Origin of the sequence: Hydrogenoanaerobacterium sp. (assembly GCF_032017025.1) — a bacterium.
Classification (GTDB): Bacteria; Bacillota; Clostridia; order Oscillospirales; family Ruminococcaceae; genus Hydrogenoanaerobacterium.
Map to the genome: position 1 here is coordinate 50,790 of NZ_DALZQO010000007.1, position 20,877 is coordinate 71,666.

At 48.4% G+C, this 20,877-nt stretch carries 23 protein-coding genes; 5 read left to right on the forward strand and 18 right to left on the reverse strand.

The window, feature by feature from the left end; translation table 11 throughout:
- From RTV33_RS06065 to RTV33_RS06085, 5 genes are all read right to left on the reverse strand, one after another.
- Positions 1-459: ABC transporter permease (locus RTV33_RS06065; RefSeq protein WP_312642561.1), on the reverse strand; the 459-nt coding region annotated here is incomplete at its 3' end.
- Positions 456-1,088, reverse strand: coding sequence for an ATP-binding cassette domain-containing protein (locus RTV33_RS06070; RefSeq protein ID WP_312642563.1), 633 nt, complete (start codon positions 1,086-1,088; stop codon positions 456-458). The genes RTV33_RS06070 and RTV33_RS06065, both read right to left, overlap by 4 nt.
- A gap of 179 nt (positions 1,089-1,267) precedes the next feature.
- Positions 1,268-1,795, reverse strand: a complete 528-nt coding sequence (locus RTV33_RS06075) for an amidase domain-containing protein (RefSeq protein ID WP_396327225.1) — start codon at positions 1,793-1,795, stop codon at positions 1,268-1,270.
- A 223-nt stretch (positions 1,796-2,018) separates the two neighbouring features.
- Positions 2,019-2,636 (reverse strand): hypothetical protein, encoded by a 618-nt coding sequence (locus RTV33_RS06080; RefSeq protein WP_312642565.1) that lies wholly within the window; start codon positions 2,634-2,636, stop codon positions 2,019-2,021.
- Between the two features lie 23 nt (positions 2,637-2,659).
- Positions 2,660-3,106 (reverse strand): cell wall hydrolase, encoded by a 447-nt coding sequence (locus tag RTV33_RS06085; protein ID WP_312642567.1) that lies wholly within the window; start codon positions 3,104-3,106, stop codon positions 2,660-2,662.
- A 165-nt stretch (positions 3,107-3,271) separates the two neighbouring features.
- Between RTV33_RS06085 and RTV33_RS06090 the strand changes: the two genes are divergently transcribed.
- Complete coding sequence (locus RTV33_RS06090) at positions 3,272-3,799, forward strand: biotin transporter BioY (RefSeq protein ID WP_312642569.1); 528 nt, start codon at positions 3,272-3,274, stop codon at positions 3,797-3,799.
- Positions 3,789-4,199 (forward strand): DUF1284 domain-containing protein, encoded by a 411-nt coding sequence (locus tag RTV33_RS06095; RefSeq protein WP_312642571.1) that lies wholly within the window; start codon positions 3,789-3,791, stop codon positions 4,197-4,199. The genes RTV33_RS06090 and RTV33_RS06095 overlap by 11 nt, the downstream gene beginning before the upstream one ends.
- Positions 4,200-4,250: 51 nt before the next feature.
- Here the strand turns inward: RTV33_RS06095 and RTV33_RS06100 are convergent, their stop codons facing one another.
- The 9 genes from RTV33_RS06100 to RTV33_RS06140 form a co-directional block, all read right to left on the reverse strand.
- Entirely contained in the window at positions 4,251-4,517 is a 267-nt protein-coding gene (locus tag RTV33_RS06100; protein ID WP_312642573.1) for a DUF1294 domain-containing protein, read from the reverse strand.
- 47 nt (positions 4,518-4,564) lie between these two features.
- Positions 4,565-5,425, reverse strand: coding sequence for a putative ABC transporter permease (locus tag RTV33_RS06105; protein ID WP_312642574.1), 861 nt, complete (start codon positions 5,423-5,425; stop codon positions 4,565-4,567).
- 54 nt (positions 5,426-5,479) lie between these two features.
- Entirely contained in the window at positions 5,480-6,754 is a 1,275-nt protein-coding gene (locus RTV33_RS06110) for a 2-hydroxyacyl-CoA dehydratase (protein WP_312642575.1), read from the reverse strand.
- On the reverse strand, positions 6,747-9,701 hold the full coding sequence (locus tag RTV33_RS06115) for an acyl-CoA dehydratase activase (protein WP_312642576.1): 2,955 nt from the start codon (positions 9,699-9,701) through the stop codon (positions 6,747-6,749). The genes RTV33_RS06110 and RTV33_RS06115 overlap by 8 nt, the downstream gene beginning before the upstream one ends.
- Before the next feature lie 301 nt (positions 9,702-10,002).
- A complete protein-coding gene (locus RTV33_RS06120) occupies positions 10,003-11,070 on the reverse strand; it encodes a Gfo/Idh/MocA family oxidoreductase (RefSeq protein ID WP_312642577.1) in 1,068 nt (355 codons plus the stop codon).
- Positions 11,071-11,109: 39 nt separating this feature from the next.
- Positions 11,110-12,429: a nucleotide sugar dehydrogenase gene (locus RTV33_RS06125; protein ID WP_396327226.1), complete on the reverse strand. Its 1,320-nt coding sequence runs from the start codon at positions 12,427-12,429 to the stop codon at positions 11,110-11,112.
- A 3-nt stretch (positions 12,430-12,432) separates the two neighbouring features.
- Positions 12,433-13,047 (reverse strand): acyltransferase, encoded by a 615-nt coding sequence (locus RTV33_RS06130; RefSeq protein ID WP_312642579.1) that lies wholly within the window; start codon positions 13,045-13,047, stop codon positions 12,433-12,435.
- Positions 13,044-14,231 (reverse strand): DegT/DnrJ/EryC1/StrS family aminotransferase, encoded by a 1,188-nt coding sequence (locus RTV33_RS06135; protein WP_312642581.1) that lies wholly within the window; start codon positions 14,229-14,231, stop codon positions 13,044-13,046. The genes RTV33_RS06130 and RTV33_RS06135 overlap by 4 nt, the downstream gene beginning before the upstream one ends.
- A gap of 160 nt (positions 14,232-14,391) precedes the next feature.
- Entirely contained in the window at positions 14,392-14,697 is a 306-nt protein-coding gene (locus RTV33_RS06140) for a DUF3784 domain-containing protein (protein ID WP_312642583.1), read from the reverse strand.
- A 207-nt stretch (positions 14,698-14,904) separates the two neighbouring features.
- Between RTV33_RS06140 and RTV33_RS06145 the strand changes: the two genes are divergently transcribed.
- Positions 14,905-15,681 carry an SDR family NAD(P)-dependent oxidoreductase gene (locus tag RTV33_RS06145; protein ID WP_312642585.1) on the forward strand — a complete coding sequence of 259 codons (777 nt, stop codon included), beginning with the start codon at positions 14,905-14,907 and terminating at the stop codon, positions 15,679-15,681.
- Here RTV33_RS06145 and RTV33_RS06150 read toward each other — a convergent pair.
- The 4 genes from RTV33_RS06150 to RTV33_RS06165 form a co-directional block, all read right to left on the reverse strand.
- A complete protein-coding gene (locus RTV33_RS06150) occupies positions 15,641-16,081 on the reverse strand; it encodes a YaiI/YqxD family protein (RefSeq protein WP_312642587.1) in 441 nt (146 codons plus the stop codon). The two genes, RTV33_RS06145 and RTV33_RS06150, sit on opposite strands and share 41 nt — an antisense overlap.
- Before the next feature lie 171 nt (positions 16,082-16,252).
- A complete protein-coding gene (locus RTV33_RS06155; protein ID WP_312642589.1) occupies positions 16,253-17,620 on the reverse strand; it encodes a glycoside hydrolase family 3 N-terminal domain-containing protein in 1,368 nt (455 codons plus the stop codon).
- A gap of 202 nt (positions 17,621-17,822) precedes the next feature.
- On the reverse strand, positions 17,823-18,287 hold the full coding sequence (locus tag RTV33_RS06160) for a pyridoxamine 5'-phosphate oxidase family protein (protein WP_312642592.1): 465 nt from the start codon (positions 18,285-18,287) through the stop codon (positions 17,823-17,825).
- A 167-nt stretch (positions 18,288-18,454) separates the two neighbouring features.
- Entirely contained in the window at positions 18,455-19,465 is a 1,011-nt protein-coding gene (locus RTV33_RS06165; RefSeq protein WP_312642594.1) for a uroporphyrinogen decarboxylase family protein, read from the reverse strand.
- A gap of 400 nt (positions 19,466-19,865) precedes the next feature.
- On the opposite strand from RTV33_RS06165, the gene RTV33_RS06170 reads away from it, so the two are divergent.
- Together RTV33_RS06170 and RTV33_RS06175 are read left to right on the forward strand one after the other, a co-directional pair.
- Positions 19,866-20,588, forward strand: a complete 723-nt coding sequence (locus RTV33_RS06170) for an AzlC family ABC transporter permease (RefSeq protein WP_312642596.1) — start codon at positions 19,866-19,868, stop codon at positions 20,586-20,588.
- The coding region (locus RTV33_RS06175; protein WP_312642598.1) for an AzlD domain-containing protein at positions 20,585-20,877 on the forward strand (293 nt) is incomplete at its 3' end. The genes RTV33_RS06170 and RTV33_RS06175, both read left to right, overlap by 4 nt.

Consider the following 20,877-nt stretch of genomic DNA (forward strand, 5'->3'; position numbering starts at 1 on the left):
GCACAGCTTATTCGCGCCGAGCGAAATCCCTGTCATTGAGTTGCCCACAATCATGCCCGAAATAGGGATAAAGTACTGCGGATTAAACCACGGGCGCACCTGCAGCACACCGACAATAAACACTGCAGCAGTGGCAGCAAAGCCAAATACCATGGAAATAGCGACAAGCCGTTTGAGCGGCTGTGACATTGCGGTTTTAACCCGCTTGATGGAATTGAAGATGGCAAAGCCGACCATGATAAAAATCATCAGCAGTGTAAGCCACCAGCTGGGGTTTTGGAACACATACATCAAAATATAGCCCATAACCGTAAGCTGTATGGTCATGCGCGTGGTTGCAATGAGTATTTGCTTTTCGCGTTTAATACCGCGCGCTTTAAAAATTACGAGCAGCACCAGCACGAAAACATAAGCGAGAGAAAGCTGTAAAACAGATAGATCCATCACTGTGTCATTCATAGTTGATACCCCCGTGTTTTGCCCGCCTCTATGCGTATCGTGGAATCACGATAGAGCCCGGCAATCGCCTCAGAATGCGTCACCATAATCAGCTGCTTGCCCCGCTCGCGCACAAAATCGGCGAGATTTTGGATGATGAACTGCTCGGTTTCTTTGTCGAGCGCGGCAGAAGGCTCGTCGAGCAGGTAGGTTTCCGCATCCATCAACAGAACGCGTGCAAGGCAAAGGCGCTGCTTTTCCCCGCCCGAAAGATTCCCGCAGGGCTCATCCAGCGCCTTACTAAGACCCACATGCTCGAGGCTTTCTTGCAATGCCCGCTCTGTTGCGGGCAGCTTTTGTGAAAGCTCTAACCCAATTTGCAGATTATCGCGGATATCACCGCTGTAGATCACAGGTGTTTGCCCTAGCATAACCACACGGCGGCGCAGCTTTACCGCATCCATTTGCGAGATGTCGTCACCATCGTACACAATGGTGCCCTCATCGGGGGCATTCAAACGATTGAGCATGCGAAGGAGTGTAGTTTTGCCGCTGCCCGATGCCCCAACAATACAGGTTATCTGCCGGTCAATCGTCAATTTTGGAATATCCAAAATGCTTTTAAATTTCATCTTGCTGATTTCAAACACTGCTTCACCCCATTTTTCAACTTAGATAAATATATTATCATGCATAGTTAAAAATGCCACCGCTAAACGGCTTTCAACGTTGGCTCTAGAAAAGCTGTAACTGTATTCTATGCAATTACCTCAACAGATATTATAGCACCTTTGCAGTAAAAAACCGAGCCTTGCGGCCCGGTTTTTTGTTAATCTTCTACGGCTTGTAAGTACCGCACACCTTCAATATGAATAAAGCGGATTTTTCGGAAATTATAGCTTGAGAGGGGGCGGCAATCGCAATCGTTGGTATGGGCAGCAATATGGATGTTATCCAGCGTTGGGGTGTCATCGGTAATGGAAACCACTACGGGTGAATGATGAAACTCGTTTCGGTCTATGGCAAGCTGTACCACATCTCCGATCTGAATTTCATTCATCGATACCTCACGTGCGTAGGGGCCTACACCTTCGTTGGTGGTGAGAAAATTATAGAGGTACTGCACGCCTGTCCATGCGGGTGCACGGTCGCTGATGCTGATATAATACCAGCCAAACGTTGGTGTGTAGTTCATAATGCCGCTGCCCGCGAAGATGCATTGGGATGCATAATTGGTGCAGTCACCACCGATATCCTGAAAATTATAGTAGTTCGGGTTGCGAAAATAGGCCCACCGGTGCGCGTAAGCTACTGCCTTATCCCGATCGTATGCAAATTCACGCATTTCGTATCTCATAAAATCGTGTTCCTTTCAAAAGAGTCGCTTACCCATAGAATATGCCGGCAAAACCTGTGGCGTTAATGATTTTTGTGTTGGCGGTAAGCCGACAATCTTTCTCACCGCAATCGCGGAATAACCAGCGCCATATTACGCCCCTAAAATACTCCGCTTGGCGCGTGGGTCCGTGATCGTACTTCTCGCCAGTAAAAAAGCTTCGGAGCGATCCGAAGCCCTTTTATTAGAAATAAAACTTAATAAATTTAATACTGTAAAAATCACACGCAACGATATCGTCGCTTTCATATTCGTTGATTAAAATGTAGTTGGCCCCTACCCCTACCAATCTACCATTTTTCGTTACCATTGTATTTGAGCCAATTAGAAACTCGACCGAAACCTGTCTGCCAATTTGGGTGAGCAGAAAACCATTGAGGTATTGCAGGCTCTCGAAATTGACTGCTGTAGGCTGATTGAACAGGTTAATGGCTGTAAGCCCCGGCAAAGCTGTTGGTGATAAGCCATCCACCGACGGGGACGATATCTGACCGGGCTCGAAAGGGGTGATGTTTGAAGTTGATGGGGGTGGCGCACCAAACGGCACCTGCATGGTGCCTTGCCGTGAACGCGGAACCGGATTCATAATCTGCGGCAGGGCAGATTGTGAGAACGGCTGCATCATCATACTTTGCGGAGCCGCTGTTTGTGTGGGGGCAAACTGCGCTGTGCTCATTGGGAACATGTTCATATCACTTGGCATTGTAGCCGGTGTTGCTGCTGTGGAACAGCCGGGACATGCCGCTTGGCTCGCTGGGGAAAGCCATGGGTTCTGGTTTACCCTGCTCATGCTATCATTCATAGGTACTCTCCTTTAGCTGTTAATTATGTTTTTGCGTAATTTTCTGTAGGGATGTAGAAACAGTGCTGATTTACGCGGTTATGGACTACCCCGACGCCGCCCGGCGGAAAATAAGGGGGACAGGTATCACTATATGGATTGAAGAAAAACAGCGAGTGGTCAACACCCATCATTCTGCCTCCGCCGAGAGCCCAGTCCGCAATATCATAGTGAATCTGCTCAGGCGACATATTCCAGATATTTTGTGCGTTGTAGCGGCCACCCAATGTATCGGTCATGCAGTTAAACTGCCCGTACTGCTCCATAATGTTGCGCACATTGCCTCCATCGCTGATGCGGGCAAACTCCCCGTATGGCACCGTTGCGCGGTTCATAATAACCGTTGCTACGGCACGCATGCCGTCTTCGCCTTCTCCGCCCGCTTCACATTTTATTAGCCTTGCCATCATCTCCCTATTATCAAAGGGCATCGTCATCACCTCTTTAGTGGGTCGGTTTAGCATCTCCGTTCTATTATATGGGTACCACACAGGATGTGCTACAAAGCGAAAATTTTTGCTTGACTTTTACAATTCAACTGATTATACTCAATGTAAACCAATTTGTATTTTACGGTTTACATTGGAGGACATAGCATGACCAAGACACTTACGACGAAAAAAATGATACTCTGCGCATTGTTTGCTGCCCTGACAGCGGTGCTGTCGCAGCTTGCCATCCCTTTTGGCCCTGTGCCCATTAACCTTGCCATGCTCTCGGTATTTATTGCAGGTGGGCTGCTTGGCGCCGGTGTCGCTTTGCTCAGCCAGGCTGTGTATGTGCTGCTTGGGGTGATAGGGTTACCGGTATTTGCCTTGTTAACCGGCGGACCCGGCATCGTTTTTGGCCCCACCGGCGGATACATTGTGGGGTATATTGCCGCGGCTTGGCTGGTTGGCTTTATTTCATCAAAAACGAGTAAAAAGTACTGGCAGCTGGTGCTTGCAATGGCGGCGGGATTAATACTTTGCTATGCGCTTGGCACAGCATGGTTTATGTTTGTAACAAAGAATGGGCTGATACAATCGCTTCTGCTATGTGTTGTTCCATTTCTGATTGGGGATGCATTAAAGATTGCTGCAGCGGCATTTCTGGTAACGAGATTGCAGCGTTTTGTACTGTAACCCTATGGTGAATTTAAAACAGCCAATTGTTTTGCGCCCCCACCATGGGCTTTGCCTGCAGCACTTTGAAGGCAAGGGCTACAGCCGCAATTTTGTAGAAAATATGGGTGCTGTACTGACACAGCTTACAGAAAACCCTGCTCTTATGGTACAGCTGCGCTGTTCCACCGATGTTCTATGCAGCTGCTGCCCTCACAATCAAAACAGCCGGTGTGAATCGGGGCAAAAGGTAGCACAGTACGATAGCACCTGCCTTGCCCTTTGCGGTTTGCAGGAGGGCGATATTTTACCTTGGGGCAAGTTCCGGCAGCTTGTTCAAAAGAATATTCTTCAACGCGGCAGACTTTGCGAGGTGTGCCGAAACTGTGAATGGCTGACCATTTGCAGCAAAAAGAAATAGAAAAAGGCTTTGGCAACGGAGGGGATCTCCATCGCCAAAGCCTTTTTCTGCTTAGAGGTAAATTTTATACAGTACATACAGCGCCACTTGCAGTATGAATAGCGCAGGTATTCCGAATTTGAATTTAAAGCGCCGCGTTTTGTGGTGAAACAGCATCATGGATACATAGCAGCCCACCGACCCGCCAATTGCCGCCACAATCATCAGCGTACTTTCGGGGATGCGGCGCTGCCGTGCCTTTGCCAAAAATTTGTCATAGCCAAATAGAACAAAACCTACCACGTTACTAATTGCCAGATATTCCAGAAAATAATTCATATATACTAACTTTCTTTATGTAGATTCTTTTTGATGCAGCGTTCTGCTTACTTGTGGGTATTGCTTTGCCTGTCTTTAATCGCCTCACGAAGCTTTTCTATGGTGTTCTCGTAGCGCAGCGATTTCAAATGGGGGAATGCGTCAATCAAACGGCGATGCAGCAGCTTGTCGCTTCGTATCAGCTCTGCCACGCGTGCCTTGAGCCGTTCAATGTGCTCGGCGGCTGCAGCACGCTTTTGTTCAAGCTCCGCTCGGTACTCCTCCAAATCGGCCACTCCGCGCAGTTTTTCCAGTTTATTTTCAAGCTTGTTCTCAAGGTTTTTCTGAAGCAGCTGTTTATAGCTCTCGGTGCGCTCGCGCAGCTCCTCCGCCACAACATGCAGCTGCTGCAGCTTGCCGGAAAGCTGCAATGTAGTACGCGCCGAAATAACGGTATCCACCATAAACAGTACCAAGAGAATACTACCGAGGGCATATTCCGCCGCTGTCGGTATCCGCTGAGCCATGCGTACCATCGGCGGATGGATCACGAGTATCACAAAAGTGGAAAGCAAGCCAAACAAAATTGAATTCAGCAGGCAGACCCTGCCTTGAATATTGAACTTATAGTGCGAGTAATCCCACCACTTCATGTGAAACAGCCGTTCAAGCACCACGCTGGTGATGTACTCGAGCGCGCTGGTCACCACCATACCGAGCAGAAACACAAACACTGCGCTGCCTGCAAACGGGCGGAGTACCCAAATTACCAGCAGTGCGCCAAAACCGTAAACGGGACATACCGGGCCTGTAAGAAAACCGCGGTTGATAAATTTTTTAGCGGGTATGGAACAATAGATGCACTCACACACCCACCCGAGAAAACTGTAGATTGAAAAATATAGAATTACCTCAGAAAAACAATACAAAACTATACTCCCCTATCCTTTTAAAACCGCAAGCATTAGGTAAACCATGCCAAGCTATGCTTGCTCTGCCGGTGCGCGCTGCCCGTCGGTCGCGTTTGCAAGCATCATTTTAATGCGGTTTTGCTGGTTGATTTCACTTGCACCGGGGTCGTAGTCAATGGCGACAATGTTCGCATCAGGGTGCTTTGCTTTGATTTCATTGATCATGCCCTTGCCTACAATATGGTTGGGTAGGCAGCCGAACGGCTGGGTACACACAATATTTTTAACACCCTGCTCAATCAGTTCGGCCATCTCAACGGTGAGCAGCCAGCCTTCCCCCATCTTTACGCCGCGGCTGATGTACTGTTCTGCCAGTTTGTTGGTTTTTTCAAAGGACATCGGCGGGTCGAACACGCCATGCTTTTGAATCATGGCAATCATATCGCGCTGCTTATTGATTAAGTAACGATATGCAATTTTATACGCCTGATAAGGAAGCCGCTTGCCCCCGTAGAGGTGCCTGTCTTCCATGCCGTTGTAGATGCAGTAAAGGCAGAAATCGATCAGCCCCGGTACAACTGCCTCGGCACCCTCGGACAGCAGAAAATCTTCAAGGTGGTTGTTACCCATGGGGGAGTATTTGACATAGATTTCCCCCACAATGCCCACGCGTACTTTTTTCTCGCCGGTTTTGGGAATCGAGGCAAAATCAGCAAGAATATCCGGATACATCGCCTTTATCTTTTTGTAGCTGACGAGTTTGGCATCCCCCCAGCTTTCTAAAATAATATTCTCCCACTTGCGCACCATCGCCTCGGTATCGCCCTTATTTTGCTCGTAGGGCTTGCACTGGTTGCTGAGCAGCATTAAGAAATCGCCAAGCACCACTGCATACACCAGACGCATAACCATTGGCAAGGTGAGCTTAAAACCGGAACTATGATCTAGGCCTGAAAAGTTCAGCGAAATAACCGGAACATTGCCAAAACCACTTTTTTGCAGCGCCTTTCGCAAAAGAAAAATATAGTTGGAAGCACGGCAGCCGCCGCCCGTCTGTGTAATCATCAGCGCCACCTTGTCGGGGTCGTACTCCCCACTTTTCAGCGCGTCTATCATCTGCCCTATAACAAGCAATGCGGGGTAGCAGGTATCGTTATGTACATATTTCAGCCCTTCGTTTACTATATTGCGGCTGTCGTTGGTGAGCAGCTGGGTCTTATAGCCGTACTGCTGCAAGATTTTTTCCATAAACGTGAAGTGGATGGGAAGCATCATCGGCAAGAGAATGGTATGGGTCTTTTTCATCTCCTCGGTGAAAACGGGGTATGATGATTTGTTTTTATACACCAACGTCTCCTCCTTTCGCTTTGCTGCGGCGTTCATCAATCGCACCGAGCAGGCTGCGAATGCGGATTTTGACTGCGCCAAGGTTATTGATCTCATCAATTTTAAGCTGCGTGTACAGCTTGCCACCGCGCTCCAGAATGTCGCGTACCTCGTCGGTGGTAATGGCGTCGATTCCGCAGCCAAACGAAACCAACTGCACCAGCTCGGTATCGCTGTGCAGGGTGCAGTATTTGGCAGCGTTGTATAAGCGTGTATGGTAGGTCCATTGGTTGAGTACATTCACCCTCTGCGGCAATACCAAATCCGACACGCAATCCTCAGAAAGCACCACAATGCCAAACGAACTGATTAGGCTGTCGATGCCGTGGTTAATTTCGGGGTCGATGTGATAAGGCCTGCCCGCAAGCACCACCATTTGCAGCTTGTTCCTGCGCGCATATTCTATTGCCTTTGCACCCTCTATTTTAAGGTCGCTCTGCCATTTATAGTAGTTGTCGTATGCTTTTTCTGCGGCATTTTTGATCTCGCTGCGGGTGATACCGGCGTAGTGTTTACTGAAATATTGGTACGCCTTTTTCTCAAAATCTTTCCGCCTGTGCAGCCCGAAGTAGGGGTACAAAAATGTTATCTCCTGCAGCTTTGTAATGTTCGCACGCATTAGCTCGGGGTAGTACGCCACAACGGGGCAGTTGTAGTGGTTGTCACCTTTGCCCTCATCAAAGTTGTAGGTGAGGCAGGGGTAAAAGATGGTATCTACGCCCTTTTCGAGCAGGCTTTCTATGTGCCCGTGCATCAGCTTGGCGGGGTAGCAGGCAGTGTCGGACGGAATGGAGTAGCGCCCTTTGTTGTAAAGCTCTATTGAGGAAATATCCGAAAGTATCACCTCAAAGCCGAGATAGGTGAGAAATTCATGCCAAAACGGAATATTCTCAAACATATTCAGCCCCAATGGAATGCCAATTTTGCCCCGCTTGCCCTCCACCGGCTGCAAGGCCTTAATGCGGTTCAATTTATAGGTATAGAGGTTTGGCAGCTCGGCAGATTTTTTAATGCCGAGAGGCCGCTCACACTTGTTGCCCGATATGTATTTTTTGCCGTCGGTAAACGTATTGATGGTAAGGTTGCAGCGGTTGGTGCACAGCCCGCATTGCGCGGCTTTGGAGGTATGTGCAAATACTGCCAATTTATCCGGCTTCATTGTGGTGGATTTATTGAGATTCATATCCCTGCCGTACAATGCAGCACCGTAAGCACCCATCAGCCCCGCAATGGTTGGGCGAATCACCTGCCTGCCAAGCTCTTTTTCAAAGCTGCGCAGCACTGCATCGTTGTAAAATGTGCCGCCCTGCACCACTATGTTTTCGCCAAGTTCGTCGGCACTATGCGCACGAATTACCTTGTAGATCGCGTTTTTCACAACACTGATGGAGAGTCCGGCGGAGATATCGTCCACACCCGCACCCTCTTTTTGCGCCTGCTTGACCGATGAGTTCATAAACACCGTACAGCGAGAGCCGAGATCAACCGGATATTGTGAAAAAATACCGTGCTTTGAGAATTCTTCTATCTCATAGCCCATGCTGCGCGCAAAGGTTTCGATGAATGAGCCGCAGCCTGAGGAGCATGCCTCGTTGAGCATAATAGAATCGACTGAATCGTTTTTGACCTGAAAGCACTTGATATCCTGCCCTCCGATGTCGAGGATAAAATCAACCTCGGGGCAGAAGAATTTTGCCGCTTTAAAATGCGCCATGGTCTCTACGATACCTGCATCGATGTCAAATGCGCTTTTGATGAGTTCCTCACCGTAGCCGGTGACAACACTTGCGCGAATAAACACGCGGTCGGCACAAAGCTGCCATATCGCCATGAGCTGTTCTTTGATGATATCGACCGGATTGCCACGGTTCGAACTGTAGTAGCTGTATAAAATTTCAGCCTGTTCGGTGATGAGCACCACCTTTGTGGTGGTACTGCCGCAGTCAATGCCAAGGTAAGCGTTGCCATGGTAATCTTCAATGGAAACCTGCGGGGTGGTTGCCGCCGCATGGCGATTGGTAAAGGCAATGTAATCGTCCTCATCCGAGAACAAAGGCTCTAGGTAGCGTGAGCTGCGTATCTCATTGGTGGAATCCTCTACGCGGGTGAGCAGTTCATCAAAGGTAAGCTGCTCCGTGCTTTTGCCTGAAAACACCGCTGAACCAATGGCAACCGAGAACTGACCCAGGTCGGGAAAAAGCGCATTTTCTTCGGTGAGATGAAGCGTTTCGATAAAACGCTTTTGTAAACCCTTAAAGAAGAACAGCGGGCCGCCGAGAAACGCAATACGCCCCTCAATTTTTCTGCCCTGTGCCAGCCCCGTAATGGTCTGATCCACCACCGCCTGAAAGATAGACGCTGCAATGTCGGCTTTCGCCGCACCCTGATTGAGCAGCGGCTGAATGTCGGATTTTGCAAACACACCGCAGCGCGATGCAATGGGGTAAAGGCGATGCGCCTGCAGGCTGAGCCGATCAAGCTCGTCCGTTGTAACATCCAGCAGTGTGGCCATCTGGTCAATAAACGCACCCGTACCACCGGCACAGGTGCCGTTCATGCGTTCCTCCAAACCTCCGGTCAAAAAGAGAATTTTTGCATCCTCACCGCCGAGTTCTATGACGATATCAATCTGCTCACCGGAGTGGCGCACCGCTTCGCCTGTTGCAAAAACCTCCTGTATAAACTCAAGGTTGGCCGCCTTTGCAACACCAAAGCCTGCCGAACCGGAGATTGCAACTGTAAAGCTACGTCCGCCAATCATGCTTTTTGCGCTTTTTAAAATTTCGGCAGTTTTCTGGCGCACCTGTGAAAAATGACGCTCATAGTGCTTAAAAATTATTTTACTATCATCCATCACCACAACCTTAGCGGTTGTGGAGCCAATATCAATTCCTACATGCAGGCTCATATGTACACCTTCTTTTTTATTCCTTTAGCCAGTTTATTACTTAAAAGTATATGTAAAAGGGGCGTTTTTCAGCCCCTTTTCTCGTTGTGCAATTTGCTTTTTAAAACAACAGAATAGCTTATTTTACGTTCCATAGCGGCAAAAATCAATGCTTTCTAGCTTTTTTAACATATTTTTAACAACATGGCTTTGCCAAGTTATAATACTTATTATAACACTAGGTGAACAGTTGTTCTATTCATACTCTTGCCAAATAACGCATAGTCTTGTCGAATTTTAGGTGCACATTGCTTACAGTATACTATAATTTTTCCAGGTAATCCAGCGTAGAGCCACGCTGCAGCGGCAGTTGTACCCACTGCCGGTCGTATGCCGAACGGTAGATGGCAAGCACCAGCTCAAGCGCGCGTCTGCCCGCTTCCAGCGGGATAGAAGGCTCAACCTTATCTGTAATTGCGTTGATTACATCCTGATAAAGCGGTGTATGACCAAAACCGTACACACCCTTCGGCGCTTCACGGTACGACTGTTTTACCTCATCGGCACTGTCAAGCCCATCGCCGAAACGCCACTCCTCCAACAGATTGACACTTTTGCCGCCCGCCTTAGCAGTACCCTGCTCACCAAAAATGGCAAGCGTTTCTTCCAGATTCTCAGGAAAAATATTGGTGGTGCCCTCGATAATTCCAAAGCTGCCATTTGCAAAACGCACCAGCGCAAGCCCCATATCCTCCGCCTCGATGAATGGGTGTGCTTGGTTGGCGGTAACCGCGCACACTGCGCTCACCTCATCCCCCATCATCCAGCGCAGCAGGTCGATGTTGTGAATACACTGGTTCATCAAGGCACCGCCGTCCTGTTCAAAGGTGCCTCGCCACGGTGCCTGCTTGTAATAGTCAAGCCCTCTGTTCCACCTTACATTGGCGACGCCGTAGTAGAGCCTGCCAAAACGATTGCTTTTTACAGCGTCGTGCAGCTTTTGAATCGACTTATTAAAACGGTTCTGATGGCAGGCACACGCCACCACACCTTTTTCTTTTGCAGCACAAATCAGCTTGTCGGCATCCTCGAGCGAAAGTGCCACCGGTTTTTCAATAATTACATTGCAGCCGCTGTTAATGCAGTCGAGCGCTATGGCGGCATGCATACCGCTTGGGGTTGCAATCGCCACAAGGTCGAGCTTTTCTTTTTGCAGCATTTCTCGGTAATCGCGGTAGCAGTGCACTTCTTTTAACCCAAACTGATCGATTAATTTTTGCATATTTTCATTTTGAGTATCGCACAAGGCGGTAATATCCAGCCCGTTGTTTTGTGCCGCCGCAATGTGGTTGGGCGAAATTCTTCCACAGCCTATCAATGCGTAGGTCATTCTGCTTCTCCCCTTATTTTTATAGTAAGTGCCGCCCTGCTACAATCTCTCGATGCTTTCTCGGTTTGCAACGTTTTTGGTTGCGTTTTTGGTGTCGAACACGAGGTTCGCATGGTCGGCGATCATATTATAATCCACCGCGCTGTGTGCACAGCAGATGACTACGAGGTCAAATTCTGCTACCGTATCCGCATCCAGTTTTTCCATACCATAACGCACCTGCCCCTTGTATTGGTATTTGGGTATGTGCGGGTCGTAATACGCAACCTTTGCACTTTCGTTGCCAAGCTGCTCAATTACCTTGAGTGCGGGGCTTTCGCGGTAGTCGTCGATGTCCTGCTTGTACGCAATGCCCAGCACCAGAATATGCGCGCCGCTGAGGGTTTGCCCATGCCGGTTGAGAATGCGGCTGCAGCGTTCCACCACATACTGCGGCATATAGCGGTTGATTTCACCCGCTGTTTCAATCAGCTTGGTGTGATAATCGAACTCACGCGCTTTCCATGTCAAATAGTAAGGGTCAAGCGGAATGCAGTGCCCACCCAGCCCGGGGCCCGGGTAAAACGGCTGGAAGCCATAAGGTTTGGTCGCCGCGGCATCGATGACCTCCCACACGTCAATTTTCATCTTGTCGCAGATGATTGCCATTTCGTTGGCGAGCCCGATATTGATGTTGCGGTAGGTGTTCTCGAGAATCTTTTCCATCTCTGCCACCTTGGGTGAAGATACCTCGAGCACGTCTCCCTCCAGCACAGCGCGGTACATTGCAGCAATCACCTGTGTTGCATCTGCACCCACGCCGCCAACCACCTTAGGGGTGTTTTTGGTTTTGTATTTTACATTGCCGGGGTCGACACGCTCGGGTGAAAAACCAAGGTAAAAATCTTTGCCGCAGGTAAGCCCCGAGCCCTCCTCCAAAATCGGCAGCAGCAGTTCTTCGGTGGTGCCGGGGTAAGTGGTGGATTCGAGCACCACAATGCCGCCCTTTTTTAGGTACGAAGCCACCGCAATGGCACTGTTACGCACATAGCTGATGTCGGGCTGTTGGTGGTCATCCAGCGGGGTTGGCACACAAATGGCAACGAAATCTGCCTGCGCCACCAGTGAAAAATCGCTGGTGGCGCGCAGCATACCCTGTTCTACAAGGGCTTTGAGGTCGCTGTCCACCACATCGCCAATGTAGTTGTGCCCACTGTTCACCATGTCCACCTTTTCTGGCTGCACATCAAACCCAATGGTGCGAAACCCTGCTTTTGCCTTTTCTACAGCAAGCGGCAGCCCCACATAGCCTAGCCCCACTACGCCGACTATTATTTGCTTTTCTGCGATTTTACTCAGCAGCTGTTTCTTTATATCCATCTATTATTTCTCCTTCACCAGTTCGCCCTGTTTTTCATAGGTTGTTCCACAGGCGGTGCACATTGTGGTCTCCCGCTCAAATATTAGTTTCTCTCCGCAGCGGCACACATAACCTACCACGCGGGCGGGGGCACCCACCGCCAGCGCAAAGTCGGGCAGACTGCGTGTTACCACAGCACCCGCACCTACCAAGGCATAGCACCCTATCTTGTTGCCGCAAATAATGGTTGCATTAGCACCGATGGATGCGCCCCGCCGAATGAGCGTTTGGCGGTATTCATCTTTACGTGGTACAAAGCTGCGCGGATTGATTACATTGGTAAACACGCAGGAGGGCCCAAGAAACACATCGTCTTCACACACAACCCCGGTATAAACCGAAACATTGTTTTGAATACGTACACCATCGCCCAAAATCACCTGCGGGGATATGACTACGTTCTGACCAAGGCTGCAGTTTTCACCAATTACTGCACCCTGCATGACATGTGAAAAGTGCCAAATTTTTGTACCCGCCCCAATGCTGCATGGCTCATCGATATAAGCCGACTCATGTGCATCCCATAGTTTTCCTGTTTTTAAATCAGGTAAACTGCCGTGATTCTCTTGTGTACTCATTCGCATGCACCCCGCAGTGTTTGTGCAATATATTCGACCTCTTCGTCGGTAAGCTCGGGGAACATGGGGATGGCAAACGTGCGCTTTGCAAGAGCCTCTGCCACAGGCAGTGTGCCCTGCCCACTGTCAAGCTTCTCATAGGCACGCTGTAAATGCAGCGGTACAGGGTAGTAAATGCCTGTGGCAATGCCTTTTTCAGCAAGGTGCTTTACAATTTCGTTTCGGCGCTCACTTTGCAGCACATACATATGGTAGGCATGACGTATATGGCCGGGGCTTAGAGGCAGCGTTAACGGCAGCCCCCGCAGCGCACTGTCGTAAAACCCGGCAATGATGTTGCGCCGCACCGTGTTTTGGTCGAGATAAGCGAGCTGGATGCGCAGTATTGCCGCCTGAAGCTCGTCGAGCCTGGAGTTGCCCCCAATGAGATAGTTGTGATACTTTGCAGGCTGATAAACGGTATCTCCGACTGTGTGTGAGGTAATAGGTTCATCGGTGTGGTGGATGTAGTTGTAGGCACGGTGACCGTTTTCGCCGCTGCCATGCGTTGCCAAGGCGCGGCAGATACACGCAAGGCGCGACGAGTTTGTAACGATGATGCCACCATCGCCCGCGCAGGAAAGGTTTTTGGTTGGGAAGAACGAGAAGCAGGCGATATCCCCCAACGCTCCCGCTTTTTTGTCCATATACACAGCGCCCGCCGCCTGGCAGGCATCCTCAATTACATATAGGCGGTGACGCTTGGCAATGCGGTGTATCACATCCATTTCGGCAGGCAGGCCAAAGATGTGCACCGGCATAATAGCTTTGGTTTTGGGGGTTATTTTTGCCTCCAGCTTGCTTTCGTCAATGTTGCAGGTGTCGGGGCGCACATCCACAAACACCGGCACCGCTCCCACGGCAGAGATCGCCTCCGCTGTGGCAAAAAAGGTGAACGGGCTTGTCAGTACCTCATCACCGTCCCCAATCCCCAGAGCTTTGAGCGCAATAATCAAAGCATCGGTACCGTTCGCCACCGAAACCGCGTTCCCTACACTGAGATAAGCGGCAAACTCGCGTTCAAACGCTTTTACATTTTCGCCCTGTATATAATGTCCGCTTTCCAGTACATCCAGCACCGCTTTATTTGCCAGTGGTTTGATAACGGCATAACGGCGCGCAAGATCAATTAACGGAATATTCATAGTATCACCTCATTGAATGAGAAAAGTTGCTATTATCATTGCCGTAAAGACAAAAAAAATGCCCCCTGCGCAAGAGCGCAAAAGACATTTTTCTATCATCAATCGAATCATTTGAATTGCTGTTCCATTTTGGTATACGAAATGCAGGCTTTTCTGTATATTATTTCCGGAATTTTTTACTCTTTAAAAAGTATGTCATACCCACAACCAGCACAATAAGGTTAAGCCCAATACCTACCATCACCACAATTGTATTGTTAAGGCTGCTGCCCAAAACTGAAATCCAGTTGCAGGCGGAAAGGACAAACATCAGTATTGAAAAAAAGCGCATTGATGTCTCTTCGTTATACTTTGCACGCACAGCTTCATCCTTGCCCAAAACCCAGTCTGTGCACTTACCCATGCGGAATGCAACACCCAGCGCCAAAAATGCGAGCGCAAGCAATAAATCCCATGTATTATCCATTTCTACGTCCCCTGTCTTTCTTAATAATATAGGTATACGCAGCATTCAGCCTTTAAGCTGAATATCTTTTTTATTATATCATAAATTATTTCAAATGAAAAGAAATCTGTTGCATGGACGTATTAATTAAATACCAGAAAACAGCGCAAACACCTGCTTTTTTTGTGCTATAATAAGAGTAAAATTTTAGAAAAAACGGTGATATAAATGAAAACAGCAATTATTACAGGTGCATCCTCCGGCATAGGCAGAGAGTTCGTTCAGCAAATTTCCGCTAAAGCCCGTGGCATAGACGAGCTTTGGGTGATCGCTCGGCGCGAAAATCGGCTTGTACAGCTGCAAAAGGAGCTTAAAATACCGGTGCGTATTTTTATTTACGACCTTGCATTGCCGCAGAGCATTGCTGATTTTAAGCTGCAGCTTACAACGCTAAAGCCGGATGTAACCCTGCTGGTAAACTGTGCGGGCTACGGAAAATTCGGCAGCTATGCCGAAATCAGCGATGAGCAGGCGCTGGGAATGATCGACCTGAACTGCCGCGCGCTGGTGGCAATGACAAGCGCAGTGCTGCCTTATATGAAACGAGGTGCAAGCATTTTGCAGATGGCATCCACATCGTCGTTTCAGCCGCTACCCGATATGGCAGTATATGCCGCAGGCAAGGCGTTTGTGGTAAGCTATTCGCGCGCACTGCATGCTGAGCTGAAACCACGCGGTATCACCTGCACCGCAGTGTGTGCAGGCTGGATGAAAACCGAGTTTTTTGAAACGGCCAAATCCACCGCCAACCCGCAGGCAGTGAACAACTTTGCGTTTATCCAAGACCCCGCCGAGGTTGTGGCAAAAGCCCTGCGCGACACCTGCCGGCACAAGGATATCTCGGTATGCGGCGGCTTTAACAAGCTGCACAGGCTCACAGCAAAACTGCTGCCGAACAGGCTGGTTATGAGCGTTTGGATGAAAGCAAAGCAGAAAGAGCGGTAACAAACGCTTCATCCTGCTCGCGGGTGCGCTTGGTGCTACCTTTTAACCTGCCGCCCGCATTGCGAATTTTCTTCGCGGTATGCCGCGCCAGTAACAGAGAATCGATGTTGTCGTTGGTATAGACCATACCGTTTTGGCTGAGCGGCACCGCGCCCTTTGCAAGGCACATTGCGGCAAGCCCGTAGTCCTGCGTAATGACAAGGTCACCCTTTTGCACCATATTTACCAGAACAAAATCCACACTGTCTGCCCCCTTAGAAACGGTGATGGTGCGGGCGTCGTCACGCTCAAACACATGTGAGGTATCACACAGGATAATGACCTCCGTCCCATGCTGCTGCGCAAGGTGAATGGCCTCGTCTACCACAGGGCAGCCATCTGCATCAATCAGAATTTTCATTTGTTTTCTCCAAATCCAAACCTTTTACTTTTATTATATCTGATTCCTTTACTTTTTAACAGAATTTACTGGGCTTACAGCCAAGACCACGCCTTATAAAAAATGTTGGATAAGAGCGCTGGTGCAAATCTTGTAAATCTGTAATAAAAAAACCAATATACCTGTAAAAATTTATTCGGTGATGCCGAGCTTCAATTTCCAAAGCAAAATTCGGATGACAGACTCATTGATTCTATCCTCCGATATCCTGCCGTTTTCAACACTTTTGACTACAGCGGGTATCTGCTCCTCAAAGTTAGTACAGCAAAGCAGATCGTTTCCTGCTTCCACCGCGAGAACTGCCGCTTCTTCGGCGTTTACATAATTTCGGATAGCGTTCATACTTAACTCATCCGTCACAATAACACCGTCAAACTTTAAATCTTCTCTTAAAATGCGATGAACTTCTGCCGACAAAGAGGCTGGGTATGCTGCATCGATAGACGACACAATATTATGTGAAACCAGTACAGAACCCGCTCCGGCATTGATTCCGGCAATAAAGGGTTTAAAGTCGCTGTTTAAAAAGCTTTCATAGCTCCGCTTATCGTAGGCGATACCGGTATGGGTATCGCTGTTGTTGCCATAGCCCGGAAAATGCTTTAGCACGCTTCCCATATTATGATCATTCATTGTTTTAACAACGGTTTCAACGTATTGGGCAGTTAATTCAGGGCTTTGGCCAAAAGAACGATTGTAAATATAATCGCTGCGATTTGTAGATACATCACACACCGGTGCGAAATTAACGTTGATTCCGAGGGATTTGAGCAAATCGGATTTTTCCTCGGTGTCTTGGGCAATCAGGTCAAATCCATTTTTTTGATACAGCCGCTGGGGCGACTCGAACGGAACAGCTCGGAACTGCGGGTACAAGCTTACGCGGTTTACCGTGCCCCCCTCTTCATCTACGCCGATGAGCATTGGTATCTTACTGGAATTTTGATAGCTTTGGATGTTCGCCTTGACTTCGTCGCCGTTTTTTTCTTCAAAATCTCTTGCAAAAAGAATATACCCGCCAAGCTGATACTGTTTTGCCAGCTCGGCAGCCTTATCCTCGGGGCAGCGCGCAATAAACATTTGAGCTACCTTTTCCTCCAGGCTCAGGGTGCTGAGTATCTCTTGTGCGCGCTCCAAATCGGTTCTATCGGGGATAACGATTTCAACCAGTTGTGCCGTTTGGTTTTGTTGGCTGTCATCCAATTCCCCTGAATAGGTTAGCGTAACACTCCGATTTAAGGCCAGCCCCTGGTCGCCTTGGACTGTTGTTTCATCGCTTTTTACAAAGGTGTAAAGCTTATCGTCTGCACGGACGGTAACCGTGTTCATTGTCGCATCTTCCAGTGTTCCGCTTATTTGCTGCAAAGCAAGTGTGTCTTGTTTGCTGTCGCCACCACCCGCTGAATCGCTGATACTCGCAGGGTTAAAGCTGCAAGCGCATAGCCCCAAACACAAGCACAGCATCGGCAGCAGCAACTTAAATCTCAATTTCTTTTTCATTGAATCACCCATTTAAAATAATATAGAATCGGTTCTATCATTAAGCCCCAATACGGAGCGAATTGATTATTTGTTTTATTCCAACTGCAAAAGCTCAAACGAACCCGCAGGCTACCATTACGGTAAGCTGCGGGTTCACTGATTCAACAATCCTTAAACGCACTGTACTCCGCGGCTTGGCGGTACAGCGTTTCTGTATTTATTAATTATCTTTGTTGCGCTTGCCTGTCAGCTCGCAAATTTCCAGCTTAACAATGGCAACCGCAGGCAAATATTTCTGTATCACTTCTGCTCGCCGTGCAACAGCCGATGGAGTCAATGCATCGCACAGCTGATTGAGTTTCTTTTCCTTTTCAGCCAAATCGGTAACAAAAGTTGCTATACCGCTCACCATCACACTCTCGTAATGGGTGGTAAACCGTTCTTCAACAACGGCCTCTTGCCCGATGACCACAAAGGCAACGCGATTGTTTGCTTGTATATTGTCTGTTTTGCGCCCTTTGAGAGCGCAGTGAAAATAGATGGCATTTTCTTCTTCGATATAAAAATAGTTGATTGGCACACCGTAGGGCATCCCATCCTCAGAGGAGGTCGAAAGCACTCCGTACTTTCCGTTTTTTAAAATTTCAACAGCATCTTCTCTTGGCATTCTTCTGCTCGGCTTCATTCGATACAGACACTCCCCTCTGTTATTTGAAAAACGGCATTTATTTTTATTCTTTTGCTACATTATAGCACACGCAACAAAAAGAAGAAAGCAAGATCACCAAAAATGATCTCGCTTTCTTTTCGCTTGTTTATCGTAGCTGATACCGTTCGTTTTGAAACAAGGCTTTATCTGCTGTAAAAGCTATCTACCGCCTCAAAGAACGCATCGATGTTTTCCCATTTCGAGGTAGGGGGAATATCGCAGCCGGATGAAATGACGAAATTCGGGTATTTGCAGCAGGCTTCCATTACAGAGAGCGTTGCATTGCGGATTGATTCCACTGTGCCGTTCTTGATCTGACCGGCCGGGTCCACATTACCCATGGCAATCGTATCTGCCGGGATATGGGTCATCATTTCTTCCATGTCGATGGCATTTCCGAAGTGGTAAGCAGCAGAGCCTGTAGCGAGAATGGAATCGATCATTTTAATGGTACCATTTCCGCAATTGTGATAAATAATAATAAAATTGTCGTCCTGTACGGCATCAACGATCCGTTTGACATACGGGCCGGAAAATTCCTCAGCAAGAGCAGGGGAAAGAAGACCGGATAATGGCTCTGCCATCACGATACCGTTGGCACCTGTCGCCTTGTACGCTTTGCAGTATTCCGTGAGAAACGTAGTTACCTTATCGAGGATGGTATGAACCATGTCTGGCTCCTCATAGCAGTAAATCATTGCCTCGGTCACGTCCATCAGTCGCCCAGCCAGCGAGAATGGCCCAATGACGCCTGCGAGAACCGGACGGTCTTCAATCATTTTTACCGCTTTCTCAACCGCTTCAATGTAAATTCCGGTGCGGCCCGAGCCAACCTCTGGTATCTTCAGCGCGTTTGCATCCTCCTCCGACGAGACAATGCTGCCAATGACCGTGGGCACCTCATCATCGGAAAAGCGGATTTCAGAACCAAAGCTTTCTGCCTCTACGGATAAATCCATTAGACTAACCGAAGCCGCCGAAGCCACGCGGTCTGCCACGAGCTTCATACCTTTTGATTGGACGTCGCTGCTGGAGATAAGCTCCCTTACCGTAATGCCCATAAGTTGAACTGCCGGAAAGGACAAAACAGGCATCGCTTTTTTGACGGGCGCGTTCAGCATTTCATCCAGCCATTTTTTCATATTTCTTTGCATCGTAAATTCTCCTCCGTTATCCAAGTTTCAGTTTTTCTCTTACTAAAAGAATAACAAAAAATAAAAAAGGAAGATATAAAACTATCATGATAATTAGTAGAATTTCATCTTCTACCAGCTAAATAAAAATAATTGCGCCCAAGCTGTAGAATACTCTCCGGCTTTTTTATGCATATTTACTCACAAAATTTTAGGGCTGCATTGTTTAACCTTCCCCAGCCGTCACCAAAAGGCAAAAGCAGCAGTTTGCTATTTTGCGCCGACAATGGTAAAATATGAAGCGAAAATGTAAGATAGGCATGCAGGAAGTTTTCACTATAACCCAAAACACTGCAAAAAGAGACAAAACATTCCATTCCTCTACTTTCGTTTTTAAAATACAACTTTGGGAGTTATACTTGTGGACAAAAAGAATGCATTTATAAAAGGCCTAAAAGATGGTGTACCCATCTGCCTCGGGTATCTTTCGGTCTCGTTCACCTTTGGTATGATGTGTACGGAGAACGGCCTACCGTTTTGGATTGCACTGCTGATTTCGATGACGAACCTAACCTCAGCGGGGCAATTTGCGGGAACTGCTCTGATTTTATCGGGTGGCGGTTACCTCGAAATTGCCGTCACCACCTTTATCATTAATATCCGGTATATGCTCATGTCTCTGTCACTATCGCAAAAAGCCGCTCCTGATATGACGACGCTGCAGCGCGGCACACTTTCTTTCGTTGTAACCGATGAAATTTTTGCAGTGGCTATGCAGGAAAAAGGGCTGATCACCGCCGCCTATCTTGCCGGGCTGGGCTTTACGCCATACTGGGGCTGGGCGCTGGGCACCTTGTTTGGTGCAACCGCAACCAGCTTGCTGCCAATGGCATTGCGCAGTGCTTTGGGTATTGCCATTTATGGTATGTTTATTGCCATAATCGTACCCCCCGCGCGCCAAGTAAAGCCTGTCGCCCTTGTCATTGCTGTCTCGGTGGTTTTAAGCTGTATCCTCAAATGGGTACCGTTTTTCAGCAAGCTGTCAAGCGGTTGGAAAATTATCATCTGTGCAGTGGTCGCTTCGGCTTATGCCGCTCTACGCTACCCTGTGGATAGTAACGACGAGGAGGCAGTGAACCCATGAATTACACCAGAATTTTAACAGCGGTTTTGATTATGGCGCTTGTCACCTATATCCCGCGCATGATCCCCCTTACTTTTATGAAACGAAAAATTGAAAACCGCTTTATCAAGTCTTTTCTGCAGTACGTTCCCTACGCGGTACTCGCCGCCATGACCTTCCCCGAGATTTTATTTTCAACGGCGAATTTGGCGTCGGCTGTTGCAGGCTTGCTCACTGCGTTAGCCCTTGCCTATTGGGGCAAGGGGCTGCTTCCCGTTGCACTCGGTTCTACCGCGGCGGTGTTTCTGGC

Excerpts from the sequence above, each read along its gene's own strand:
- RTV33_RS06075 (WP_396327225.1), bottom strand. The coding sequence starts at position 1,795 with ATGAGATACGAAATGCGTGAATTTGCATACGATCGGGATAAGGCAGTA.
- RTV33_RS06080 (WP_312642565.1), bottom strand. The coding sequence starts at position 2,636 with ATGAATGATAGCATGAGCAGGGTAAACCAGAACCCATGGCTTTCCCCA.
- RTV33_RS06085 (WP_312642567.1), bottom strand. The coding sequence starts at position 3,106 with ATGCCCTTTGATAATAGGGAGATGATGGCAAGGCTAATAAAATGTGAA.
- RTV33_RS06090 (WP_312642569.1), top strand. The coding sequence starts at position 3,272 with ATGACCAAGACACTTACGACGAAAAAAATGATACTCTGCGCATTGTTT.
- RTV33_RS06100 (WP_312642573.1), bottom strand. The coding sequence starts at position 4,517 with ATGAATTATTTTCTGGAATATCTGGCAATTAGTAACGTGGTAGGTTTT.
- RTV33_RS06115 (WP_312642576.1), bottom strand. The coding sequence starts at position 9,701 with ATGAGCCTGCATGTAGGAATTGATATTGGCTCCACAACCGCTAAGGTT.
- RTV33_RS06120 (WP_312642577.1), bottom strand. The coding sequence starts at position 11,070 with ATGACCTACGCATTGATAGGCTGTGGAAGAATTTCGCCCAACCACATT.
- RTV33_RS06125 (WP_396327226.1), bottom strand. The coding sequence starts at position 12,429 with ATGGATATAAAGAAACAGCTGCTGAGTAAAATCGCAGAAAAGCAAATA.
- RTV33_RS06130 (WP_312642579.1), bottom strand. The coding sequence starts at position 13,047 with ATGAGTACACAAGAGAATCACGGCAGTTTACCTGATTTAAAAACAGGA.
- RTV33_RS06135 (WP_312642581.1), bottom strand. The coding sequence starts at position 14,231 with ATGAATATTCCGTTAATTGATCTTGCGCGCCGTTATGCCGTTATCAAA.
- RTV33_RS06140 (WP_312642583.1), bottom strand. The coding sequence starts at position 14,697 with ATGGATAATACATGGGATTTATTGCTTGCGCTCGCATTTTTGGCGCTG.
- RTV33_RS06145 (WP_312642585.1), top strand. The coding sequence starts at position 14,905 with ATGAAAACAGCAATTATTACAGGTGCATCCTCCGGCATAGGCAGAGAG.
- RTV33_RS06150 (WP_312642587.1), bottom strand. The coding sequence starts at position 16,081 with ATGAAAATTCTGATTGATGCAGATGGCTGCCCTGTGGTAGACGAGGCC.
- RTV33_RS06155 (WP_312642589.1), bottom strand. The coding sequence starts at position 17,620 with ATGAAAAAGAAATTGAGATTTAAGTTGCTGCTGCCGATGCTGTGCTTG.
- RTV33_RS06160 (WP_312642592.1), bottom strand. The coding sequence starts at position 18,287 with ATGAAGCCGAGCAGAAGAATGCCAAGAGAAGATGCTGTTGAAATTTTA.
- RTV33_RS06165 (WP_312642594.1), bottom strand. The coding sequence starts at position 19,465 with ATGCAAAGAAATATGAAAAAATGGCTGGATGAAATGCTGAACGCGCCC.